Consider the following 11,527-nt stretch of genomic DNA (forward strand, 5'->3'; position numbering starts at 1 on the left):
CAATATCCGATACCAGAAAATAAGAGAATACTTGCTTATAAAGCAGAGTTAGAAGCAAAGAAAAAAAGAGCATCATGATAAATGCGACTAACAACGTAGTCGCATAATCATATATCTTTTATTTATTTTGATTGTCTACTTGACAGGAGTCAGATCAAAGTGTGGCAGCTTTTGTGATAATTTTAATATGGTGGAAGTGTAGCGGTCGTTATTATATATGTTTTTCTTAATATTAGCATCTGTTATAGTTAAGTGGTGGTGGACATATATACCTTGGAGGGAAATATACAGAATTTCTTGAAATGCCAGTGTTTAAATGTGTATTCCATCGTATTTTTATATTATAATAGGATTTACCAAAGGATTGATAAACTAATGAAAGGCAGGAATTATAATGGATGAAAAGTATAGAACATTATACAATGGTATAAAAATGCCATCTATAGGATTTGGTACATATAAATCTGGAAATGATGAAGATACTGCAAGGATAGTAAAATATGCATTAGAAATAGGATATAGACAAATAGATACAGCATCTTTTTATGGCAATGAAGTTGGAGTCGGTAAAGGAATAAAAGATAGTGGAATAAAAAGAGAAGAAATATTTCTTGTAACAAAGCTTTGGAATGATGATCATGGTTATGAAAATACTATTAAAGCTTTTAATAAGTCCCTTGAGAAGTTGCAGGTAAGCTATATAGATTTGTATCTTATTCATTGGCCTAATAAACTTAATGCTGAAACATGGAGAGCTTTTGAGTATTTATATAAAACAGGAAAAGTAAAATCCATTGGGGTGTGTAATTTCAAGATAGGACATTTAGAAGAATTAAAAGCAACAGCAGAAATTATGCCAATGGTAAATCAAGTAGAAATACATCCTCTAAGTTCAAAAGATACTATGTTAGATTATTGTAATAAAAATAATATTCAATTAGTAGCTTGGAGTCCAATAATGAGGGGAAAAATATTTTCTAATGAACTTATAATAGCTTTGGCAGAAAAGTATAAAAAGACAATAGCAGAAGTAATATTAAGATGGCATATACAAAGGGGCGTTATTCCTATACCAAAATCATCAAATGAAGAGAGAATAAAAGAAAATATTGATGTGTTTGACTTTGAGATTTCAAAGGAAGATATGGATATTATTGATTCATTAAATGAAGGTAATAATGTATCTGTATCAGGGGTTCCGGAAAACACCACTTATCTTGAATTTAAATAGATATTATAAGTAAGGCTGTGGTGATAGCAAATTAAAACTTGTAGACTGCAGCCTATTTTAGTGCATATTAGCATCTGTTATAGTTAAGTGGTGGTAAATATATTTCTATGTTTGTTTTTGACTGATATTACATATTGTGCTACAATGGATAAGCATTTCACCCAATATAATATGGAGGTGGCTTATTTGATAGAAGTTAAAGATTTGTGTAAAACCTTTAAAGTTTCAAAAAGAAATAATGGTTTAAAAGCAGCAGTTAAATCTTTTATTAACAGAGAGTATGAAATTGTAAATGCACTTAAAAATGTATCTTTTAATATCAAAGAAGGAGAGATGGTAGGGTATATTGGACCTAATGGTGCAGGGAAAAGTACTACAATAAAGATAATGAGTGGTATACTTTATCCTGACAGCGGTAAGTGTGTTATAAATGGAAGAACACCCTGGAAAGACAGAAAGAATCATGTAAAAGATATTGGGGTAGTCTTTGGACAAAGATCACAACTTTGGTGGGATGTACCTGTAATAGAGTCATTTCAATTACTTAAAGATATTTATAAAGTACCACAATCTCAATATGAGAAAAATATTAACGAATTAATAGAATTACTGAATTTAGGGGATATAGTAAAAACCCCAACACGTCAATTAAGTTTAGGGCAAAGAATGAGATGCGAAATTGCAGCTTCATTAATCCATAATCCTAAAATACTATTTCTAGATGAACCTACAATAGGATTAGACTCCATTTCTAAAATAGCAGTACGAGATTTTATAAAAGAAATTAATAAAGAAAGAAAAACCACCGTAATTCTCACAACACATGATACCCAAGATATAGATGCATTAACTAAAAGAATAATTTTAATTGGAAAAGGACAAGTATTATTAGATGGAAACTTAGATGATTTAAAAGAGAAGTTCAATTCTACAAAAGTGGAAGAAGTAGTAGTTAGTCTTTATAAGGAGTTTCAAATATGAAAGCATATTTAAGTTTCTTTAAGATAAGGTTTTTTACAGGAATTCAATATAGAGCAGCTGCTATAGCAGGAATCATAACACAACTTGCTTGGGGATTTATGTATATAATGATTTACAATGGATTTTATAAAAGTAACCCTTCAGCGGTATTTGTGGAAATTTCGGATATTTCAAGTTATATATGGCTACAACAAAGTTTCTTAGCGTTATTTATGGCATGGATTATAGATGAGGATGTTTTAGAGCAGATATCTAGTGGAAATGTTGCTTATGAGATATGTAGACCTTTAGATATCTATAATATGTGGTTCGTAAAAAATGCTGCAAATAGAATTTCAAAAGTAATACTTAGATGTTTCCCAATAATTATTATTTCAAGCTTATTACCAGGAGTTTATAGATTACAGCCACCTGATAGTATAGCAGCATTTATATTATTTTTATTGTCAATGATATTAGCTTTAATAGTAGTTTTAGGATATACGATGCTTATATATATCTTTTCTTTTTATACTCTATCTCCTATAGGTATTAAGATGATAATGATTATGTTAGCAGATTTTTTCTCTGGTAGCCTTATACCATTGCCGTTATTACCAGATAGCATAAAGGACATTCTTTACTTATCGCCTTTTGGAGCTATGCAGAATACCCCATTTATGATCTATTCAGGAGTTTTAAGCAATATGGAATCCCTTAAACATTTATTAGTCCAAGTTCTTTGGGCAATTATATTAATATTGTTAGGAAGGTTTATAATGAGAAAAGCAATGAGAAAAGTAGTAGTACAAGGGGGCTGAGTCTGTGAGGTTATATTTAAAATATTTTTCAATACAATTAAGATCAATAATGGAGTATAAAGTATCATTTTTATTCACTGTAATAGGGCAATTTTTTACTACGATTTTTTCATTTATAGCAATGTACTTTTTATTTGATAGATTTGGAAATATAAATGGATATGGGTTTAATGAAGTATTATTACTATTTAGCACGATACTTATATCATTTTCTCTTGGAGAATGTTTTGGAAGAGGTTTTGATAGGTTTTCGTCAATAATTTCAAATGGAGAATTTGATAGGATAATGTTAAGACCACGAAGTTTAGTAATACAGGTGCTTGGAAGCAAAATAGAGTTTTCTAGAATAGGAAGACTAATTCAAGCAACAGTTATTTTTATATATGGCATTATAACTAGCAATGTGCAGTGGACAATTGGTAAGGTAATTACATTAATTTTAATGGTTGTTGGAGGAGTATGTATTTTTTCGGGCCTCTTTATTATTTATGCCGGTATATGTTTTTTTACAATAGAAGGCCTTGAAATCATGAATATATTTACAGATGGTGGCAAGGAAATAGCACAGTATCCATTAAACATTTATGAAAAGTGGGTGATGAAGTTTTTTACCTTTGTTATTCCCTTTGCCTTTGTTAATTATTACCCGTTTCTTTATATAATTGGAAGGGTAAGTGAAAAAAATATATTATATATGTTGTCACCACTTGTAGCAGTTTTATTTTTAATACCAGCATATATTTTCTGGAATATAGGAGTTGCACATTATAAATCTACTGGTAGTTGATAGCTATGTTTTAAAACAGTGTTGAAGATATATATTTTTTTAAAGGAAGCCATTTCGACTTCCTTTAGTAGTCTTTAAGAAAAACTGTGTACTAAATAATATCATAATATATTTGGATTAAAAAAAGTAATAATCAAATATGCATTTAACTATTTTTTAATACAAAATCGGCATTTTCAATGGGGGAATATTCTAACATATATTTTTCTTCTGCTGGGAAGTATCGTTTTTCGTATTTACATTTTATATCTTCCAATCCACCGATATAGCTATCTCTAGCTAAAACCCTATTTAATCTTACTTCCTGTGGTACATCAAGATAAATTACAAAATCTAAATAGTCTTTTAGTTCTTTTCTTTGCAAAAATACTCCTTCTAATATTAATACAGATCCATGAACTAAATTAACTCTTTGGGTAAAATATTCATCACTTTCCTTGTTATATATTTCTATTTGCTTATCAATTATTTCACCATTTTTTATAGGAGACAAAATTTCTTTTACCAGATAATCATATCTCCACTGTAAATTATAATAGCAATACCATTCTTCTCTAGACGAATCGTATCTAATACGTTTTGGGTGAATAAAATCATCAATATGTAACACATAAGAAGAATAGTTTTCATTCTGTAATTGTAATTTTAATGAATTGACAAGAGTAGTTTTACCTGCTCCTCCTAAGCCATCAATTCCAATAATATATACTCTATTAGAAATATCTTCATTTTTCAATTTATTTATTAAGAACTCCATTTCAAATTTCTCCTTTTGATACTTCATGTTCATGTTATTAATATTTTACAATTATGCAATAAGATACAATGCAATTATAACATTAACTTCAAGATAATATATATTTTTAGATAAATACTGGCTCTAAGAAAGAATATATTTGCTGTTATTGTTATATTAAATCTTTTGAAATATATTTTTTTATTATTTTATTATTTTAAATCTACAGTTACTGCATTGTCATAATTAACTTTGTATCTGTTATTAATATCAAAGCTAATTTTAGATACCTTATCAAAATCTTCTTGAGTATAGAAACCATAAGTACAAGTAAAGCTATTGGTATTTCTATCAACAATATTTCTTAAATATCCACCTGCTTCAATAGGATTATTATTTTCATCATAGAAGAAACATGGTAATTGATTTAAAGTAGTACCTGAATAATCATCAAAGTGAAATTCTATTGAGATTTCATTATTTTTTGTTGCTATATTATCAATTTGTAATGTACTAGAGTCTCCTAATTTTATTGATGATGGAACATTATTTAAATCATATAGTTCAGTTAAAGTTGCTGGAGCATGATATATATCATTTATAGGAACAATTTTGATAGAGGATATATCAGTATTTTCAGCTAAAAATTCATAGTTAATAGTAGATTCATTACTAATTTCATATTCATTAACGGTATTTAAGTAATTTCCCTTATTGTCTATTAGTAAGAAGTTACAAGCACCGACTTTTTCTTTGTTACTAGAGTCAGTATTTTTTATAGTAATTATATTACCAAGTGGAGAAAAACTTACTTTTTCTATTGTGAAGTTGTTGGTAAAATTTTCAGTTGTATTTTCTTTCATATTAAGAACGTTATTTTTTAATGTAATATTTTTATTAATATTTATAGTTTTAGTTAAAGAAGAAGCGCTAGTCTTATTATATTTAGTTTTTAAACTCCAAGTATTGGAATAATCATAATTTGGTAATTCAAGAGATATATTAATATTTCCTTTATCACTAATATCATAAGAAGTTAATCCTATTCTTTGCATAAACTTTATTGTATTATCAGATTCAAAATAGTAATCTGTTTCTTCAGAATCACATTGATAATATATATCTTTACCATCAACGTTATAATAAATAATAGGAGTAAATCCAAATTTTTTGATAGTATCATCATTCTTTAAATCTGAAGAGTTTAAAGACAAAGTATACGAACAAACTAGAAAATTATCGTCTATAGAAAAATCATTCAAAGTTAAAGAACCTTCGTTTTGTGTATCAGTTATATTTACAACGGAATTAACAGATTGTATTGCATCTTTATTTCCAAGGGTAGTTGATGGCTTTCCTTTGAAGAAAGACATAATACCTTGAGCTAAGTCTTCGGCAAAAACAGTGCTTATTGTTAAGGTTGTTATAATAGCGACAGCAATTAATGTCTTTATAGAAATAATCTTATGATGATTACTATTCTTTTCATATGATAGAGATAATAGTGTCTCATTTACGGAATTATGGATGTTTTCTGAAGCATTAAAATCTTTTTTTATTTCTAATAAATCTTTTCTCAAATTATCATTCATAATTGATAAACTCCCTTCATTTCATCGGATAATTTTTTTCTAGTTCTAAATAATCTAGTTCTAACGGTTGCTTCTGGTATACCAATGGCTTTAGCAATATCCTTAGTAGTCATATCTTCGAAATAGAATAAAGTTATAACTAGCCTAAGATCAGTGGGCAATTTATTGATAGCATTGTACAAATCAATATTTGTGCATCCAATTGGTGGAGTTGATTCTTCTTTGATATTTTCTAATGATGTAGTTTTGTTATTTCTTTTACTTATATTTTTGCATTGATTTATAAGTATTCGTATCATCCATGTTTTAAAAAATTCATTTTTCTTTAATTTGTTAAGTTTTTCAAATACTATAGATATTGTATTTTGTATAGCATCTTCTGTATCAGATTCATTATGTAATATGCTCATGGCAACACGATACATGGAATTTGTGTTACTTTGAATTAATGTTACAAATGCATCTTTATCACCATTTTTGGCTAACTTTACGATATCTATAGTAGTAGTGATGTTTTCAATTGCAGTATATTCCATATTTAATCTCCTTTTTTAGTTTTTCATATATTAGACAATTGAAAGAGTAAAAATGTTCACAAAAAATAAATGTACTATATATTTGATTATAAATTAAAAGGATACATTATTAGAAAAAATTAAAATACTATATATCTCTTTATAGATAGCAAATAATGTATTATTATGTTATATATAATTATAAATTTGGGATGCTATATTAATAATAAGGAGATTATTGTGAAGGAAAAGAAGAAATGTCATAATTTATTTGTGATTTCATTAGTGCTATTTATAATTCAAGTAATTATTCATATTATGGGATATTTTATAACTGGAGTGTTTGGGATAGCATTTTTGTTAGAAAGCTATGAATACTCAGTAATTAAAATTATAGATACTAGTAATAGTACAAGTGTCATATATATAAATTTACATATAAATAAAGAGATAGACTACTGTTACAATTTAAATTAGTTATTTGTGACAGTAGTTTTTTTAGTTATCTATCAAAATGAAAAACACTTTACTTGACTCAAACTATATAAAATGAGAAGATATGGTTGAACGACTTCTTATACAAGATAAGAAGTACATATTTGAAAGTAAATAATTTAACATAATATTAGAAGATGAGATATTATAATAATATCTATAAAAAATTTATACATTTCAATGTAAATAGTTAACTTATTTTCTAAAGTTAGCTATATATTTTTATATAAAGTAATGATTTTTTATTATATTTAAATTATTTTAGAAGTGAGGTGAAATAATGAATCTAAACTCTAGGATTAGAAAAGTATTATTAAATTTAAAAATAAATAAAAAGCTAATAGGTGAATTAGATTTTACAACTCTTATGATAGCAGTTGTAATTGTTATTTTTGGAGTGCTTAATATTTATTCAGCTACATACAATAAAACTTTAGATGGTATACATATCGGTTTTAGATATGCTAAATTGCAACTTATGTGGCTTATAATAGGGTTAATTGCAGTATATTTTATTCTAACTATAGACTATTCTTTCTTTAGAAACTATGCATATGTGATTTATGGAGCATCTATTATATTATTATTGATAAATAAAGTAATTGGTACGGAGAATAAAGGAGCACAATCATGGATAAAGATAGGTTCTTTTGCAATACAGCCTTCAGAATTTGCAAAATTTGCAATAATAATCATCGTTGCAAAGAAAATAGAAGATATGGGTGGGAAAATAGATTCATTTAAAAAGCTATTGATTATTTTTATTTATGCTATCATACCCACATCTTTAGTTATAATACAACCAGATATGGGTATGAGTATGGTAATTTTCTTTACAGTACTTGGTATGGTGGTAGTAGGTAAACTTGACTGGAAAATTATTGGTGGCGGCTTCTTGCTTTTATTTATTTCTATAGCTATAGCTTGGAATAGTGGCCTTATAAAGGATTATCAGAAAAATCGTTTTTTGACTTTTATGGACCCTACAAGTGATTCTACAGGTGATGGATATAATATAATACAAGCTAAAATAGCAATAGGATCAGGAGGATTAACTGGCAGTGGATATATGAATGGAAGTCAAACCAAAGGAGGTTTTATCCCAGAAGCATGGACAGACTTCATATATTCAGTAGTTGGCGAAGAATGGGGTATTATTGGAACTGGAGGTCTTTTAACTCTTTATGGAATAATAGTATTTAGGATGATTAATATAGCTCGAGACTCAAAAGATGTTTTTGGATCCATTATGGTATCGGGGGTAACTGGGTCGAGGATATTCTCTATTTTGGAGAATATGGGTATGAATATTGGACTTATGCCAATAACGGGAATAACATTACCTTTTATGAGTTATAGAGGGAGTTCTATGCTTGTATATTTTATGAGTTTAGCAATTGTTTTAAATGTTGGAATGAGAAGGAGAAAAATCAATTTTTAGTGTAAATAATATGAATTTATAGTAAAGGAATGATGTTATGTCTGTAAGTGCATCTATTGATATTCAATTAGGTAAAGTAAGTAATGAAAAAATTTCAGCTCTACAAGTAATAAATACATTTATTACAAACAAGTGGAGAATACAAAATGATAATAATATTTCTTATTTGCCTTTAGGTGATGAAGATAGTTTTGAATGGCAATCTGATGATATATCAGTCGAGCAATTAATCAATATAGTTGAGAAAAAAGAATCTCATGGAGAAATAATTGGAATATTAATGTTCTGGGATTCTACTGAAATTGGAGTACAATTATTAATTCATTCTGAACTAGAACTGTCATTTAATTTAAGTATCAATAGAAAATTAATTGGCGATACAGAAAATACAGATATAAATTGGTATATAGAAAAAATAGTTGTTCTGCTTAAAGAAAATAATTATATTATTGAGTACTTTTCTTTTGATGAATACTCTTAGACACTTTAGAAAAATATTATTAAAATATTTAATTTCAAATTAAATAAGGGATATATAGCTAATCACTTTTGTGGTTAGCTATATTTTATGTTGTATTTCTCATCGAATTCAATTTAGATGTATTTTCCATAAGTGTTTTATAATATTACGAGTGTAGTTAATTATCAAACTCAAACATTATTCATGTTTATTATCTACCCTGAGATCGCCCCAATATATAAGGATCTACATTAAGTTTATAAAAATCATAGAAACAACACCAGGACATTTATTTAGACTTTCTCAAGGTGCATGGAGACCTGCATCTGAACTTAATGTTGGCGATACAGTAATAACATCAAATGGTACTGAGGCAACTGTAGAATCTACAGAAGAAATAGAGTATGATGAAGATATAGATATCTACAACTTAAATGTAGCTGATTTCCACACCTACTTTGTAGCTGATACTGGCGTATTAGTGCATAATGATTGTACTATTGTTGAAACAATAGTAAAAGCTAATCCTCAGAAAGTTATAAATGCTTTAAAAGATTTCATATCTGTAAAATGGAATTTTGGCAATCAAAATTTTCTTTTAGATAAAAAAGGAATGAAACATATTCTAGAAAGACACCATCCTGAATATTGGAATGGAACTATAAAAAATACTCAAACATTTTTAGATAAAAGCATGACCATTGAAGATATTAGCAACTATATTGGAGATATTATGAAACAAAATAGAAATATTCTAATTGAAAAAGGGACTGTGGGCATGTATCAAATTGAAGGTACCATTAATAATGTTACATATGTTGTAGGCTTTAAAAATGGCCGTATTGGTCAATTCTATAAAAAGTAGGAGAATATTATGCTGGTGTGTAAAACATATATAAAAAAAACTAACAAATTAATTTCAAATTTAGATTTTATTAACAGTCATCATAAAGATTATTTTTTTGAAGTTTCCAATATAAATTATAACTTTAAAGATAAAATTAATGGTGATTACATAGAAGGAGCTATTTATTTAAAATATTATGATAAGGTAATATTAGACTTTAAGTTATGGGATTATGTTGATGAGTTATGGTCATATATTATTATTTCTATAGAAAGATTTTTAAAAGAAGGTTATTCGGAAATATTATTTCCGGATCAACCAACAAAAATAACATTTAGTAAAATTTCTTCTCAATATCTTATTATGATTTTGGAATCTAATAGTAAACATACTTATACATTACCTATTAACGAATTATTTAGTGAACTACTTTCAGCAAGTGAATTATTCTTTGAAAATATACATCATTATGTTACTTTTTTAAATAATAATTATAGTAATGAATTAATTAAAATATCATGTTTGAAAAAATTAATCCATTAAATATAATATCAAATATTTATTTATACTCCTCAAAGGTGCATGGAGACCTGCATTTGAGCTTAAAGTTGGCGATACAGTAATAACATATAATGATACTGAGGCAATAGTATAATCTACAGAGGAAATAGAGTATGATGAAGCTATAGATATCTACAACTTAAATATAGCTGATACTGGGGTATTGGTTCATAATAACTGTTTTTTAGATTATATAAAGACTACCGTACTTCATATGGGTACAGCAACACATATACTAAAAGAACATAATTTAAATAAGTCAAAAATTCAATTAAATAGATTTTGGAGAATATAAGTTTATATTGTCAGACTTTGATTTATAATATGGAGGATATTTTATGTTTAATATTAGATATCGAATTCCGTTAGAAGTTATAGATGAATTAAAAATTTTAACAGCTACAGAATTTGATAAAGATTATACAGAAATATATGGTCAAATTAAGATATTTTTTTCTGATAAATACTATGGGTTTTATAATGAAGAATATGACTCATCAGATGATGCATTAATGTGGTGGTTTTCCTTATTAAATAATGTAGTAAAAGCATTAGAAAATTCTAATTATGTTGCAATGAGAATTCCAGAAACATATGATTCTTATTTTGTATTTAGAAAACATAAGAATACTTTGCTAGTAAGTTTTGAAAGGTCTACTAATACATTAAATAAATCTTTAGTAATTCAAAAACCACTAGGTAAGGTTTACCAACATATTTGGGCTGTAGAAATTAAGTATGATGAATTTAAAAATAGTGTTTACAATGCAATAAAAAGCTTTATAAATTCTGTTGATTCTATTAATAATGAAATTTTAGAATCAGTCATATTTAAGTCTTTTATGTCAGAAATAAATTATAAATAGCATCAATTATAATAAGTTATATATTTATTTAGTATATATAAGAAACGAGGATATTAGTAAGCGTCAAAGTTTTGGTACCTTTTATCAATTTAAAAAATATATTAAAATATCCCGGTAGGGCGATTTAAAGCCCTATCGGGATTTATTTATTTCTTGATTTTGACTTTTAGATTGTCAGGAAGATTATTTGCCCAAGGCATTAGATTTTCTAAAGC

The 11,527-nt window shown here is 27.0% G+C and carries 13 protein-coding genes and 1 pseudogene; 11 read left to right on the top strand and 3 right to left on the bottom strand.

From position 1 onward, the window contains the following. Positions 1–394 precede the first annotated feature (394 nt). The 4 genes from KQI30_RS15500 (at position 395) to KQI30_RS15515 (ending at position 3,799) form a co-directional block, all read left to right on the top strand. Positions 395–1,231, top strand: a complete 837-nt coding sequence (locus KQI30_RS15500; RefSeq protein ID WP_216464254.1) for an aldo/keto reductase — start codon at positions 395–397, stop codon at positions 1,229–1,231. Positions 1,232–1,408: 177 nt separating this feature from the next. Next, positions 1,409–2,212 carry an ABC transporter ATP-binding protein gene (locus tag KQI30_RS15505; protein WP_367397869.1) on the top strand — a complete coding sequence of 268 codons (804 nt, stop codon included), beginning with the start codon at positions 1,409–1,411 and terminating at the stop codon, positions 2,210–2,212. After that, positions 2,209–3,012, top strand: a complete 804-nt coding sequence (locus tag KQI30_RS15510; RefSeq protein ID WP_216464256.1) for an ABC transporter permease — start codon at positions 2,209–2,211, stop codon at positions 3,010–3,012. Before KQI30_RS15505 ends, KQI30_RS15510 begins: the two co-directional genes overlap by 4 nt. A gap of 4 nt (positions 3,013–3,016) precedes the next feature. Next, on the top strand, positions 3,017–3,799 hold the full coding sequence (locus tag KQI30_RS15515; protein ID WP_216464257.1) for an ABC transporter permease: 783 nt from the start codon (positions 3,017–3,019) through the stop codon (positions 3,797–3,799). Between the two features lie 145 nt (positions 3,800–3,944). Here the strand turns inward: KQI30_RS15515 and KQI30_RS15520 are convergent, their stop codons facing one another. The 3 genes from KQI30_RS15520 to KQI30_RS15530 form a co-directional block, all read right to left on the bottom strand. Then, positions 3,945–4,556 (bottom strand): P-loop NTPase fold protein, encoded by a 612-nt coding sequence (locus KQI30_RS15520; RefSeq protein WP_253287537.1) that lies wholly within the window; start codon positions 4,554–4,556, stop codon positions 3,945–3,947. A 191-nt stretch (positions 4,557–4,747) separates the two neighbouring features. Continuing rightward, the gene (locus KQI30_RS15525) at positions 4,748–6,127 is read right to left on the bottom strand and encodes a DUF4179 domain-containing protein (protein WP_216464259.1); all 1,380 of its coding nucleotides are present in this window, start codon (positions 6,125–6,127) and stop codon (positions 4,748–4,750) included. Beyond that, positions 6,124–6,663 (bottom strand): RNA polymerase sigma factor, encoded by a 540-nt coding sequence (locus KQI30_RS15530; protein WP_216464260.1) that lies wholly within the window; start codon positions 6,661–6,663, stop codon positions 6,124–6,126. The genes KQI30_RS15525 and KQI30_RS15530 overlap by 4 nt, the downstream gene beginning before the upstream one ends. Positions 6,664–6,882: 219 nt before the next feature. On the opposite strand from KQI30_RS15530, the gene KQI30_RS15535 reads away from it, so the two are divergent. From KQI30_RS15535 to KQI30_RS15560, 7 genes and pseudogenes are all read left to right on the top strand, one after another. Then, positions 6,883–7,119, top strand: coding sequence for a hypothetical protein (locus KQI30_RS15535; protein WP_216464261.1), 237 nt, complete (start codon positions 6,883–6,885; stop codon positions 7,117–7,119). A gap of 298 nt (positions 7,120–7,417) precedes the next feature. Next, a complete protein-coding gene (rodA, locus tag KQI30_RS15540; protein ID WP_216464262.1) occupies positions 7,418–8,578 on the top strand; it encodes a rod shape-determining protein RodA in 1,161 nt (386 codons plus the stop codon). Between the two features lie 37 nt (positions 8,579–8,615). After that, entirely contained in the window at positions 8,616–9,059 is a 444-nt protein-coding gene (locus tag KQI30_RS15545) for a hypothetical protein (RefSeq protein ID WP_216464263.1), read from the top strand. Between the two features lie 247 nt (positions 9,060–9,306). Further along, a pseudogene (locus KQI30_RS17265) lies at positions 9,307–9,519 on the top strand (polymorphic toxin-type HINT domain-containing protein); the annotation flags it as partial. Continuing rightward, on the top strand, positions 9,520–9,903 hold the full coding sequence (locus tag KQI30_RS17270; RefSeq protein ID WP_253287538.1) for a hypothetical protein: 384 nt from the start codon (positions 9,520–9,522) through the stop codon (positions 9,901–9,903). A 9-nt stretch (positions 9,904–9,912) separates the two neighbouring features. Continuing rightward, positions 9,913–10,428: a hypothetical protein gene (locus KQI30_RS15555; RefSeq protein WP_216464264.1), complete on the top strand. Its 516-nt coding sequence runs from the start codon at positions 9,913–9,915 to the stop codon at positions 10,426–10,428. A 356-nt stretch (positions 10,429–10,784) separates the two neighbouring features. After that, positions 10,785–11,312 carry a hypothetical protein gene (locus KQI30_RS15560; protein WP_216464265.1) on the top strand — a complete coding sequence of 176 codons (528 nt, stop codon included), beginning with the start codon at positions 10,785–10,787 and terminating at the stop codon, positions 11,310–11,312. Positions 11,313–11,527 lie beyond the last annotated feature (215 nt).

Origin of the sequence: Clostridium bornimense (assembly GCF_018917145.1) — a bacterium.
Classification (GTDB): Bacteria; Bacillota; Clostridia; order Clostridiales; family Clostridiaceae; genus Clostridium_AN; species Clostridium_AN bornimense_A.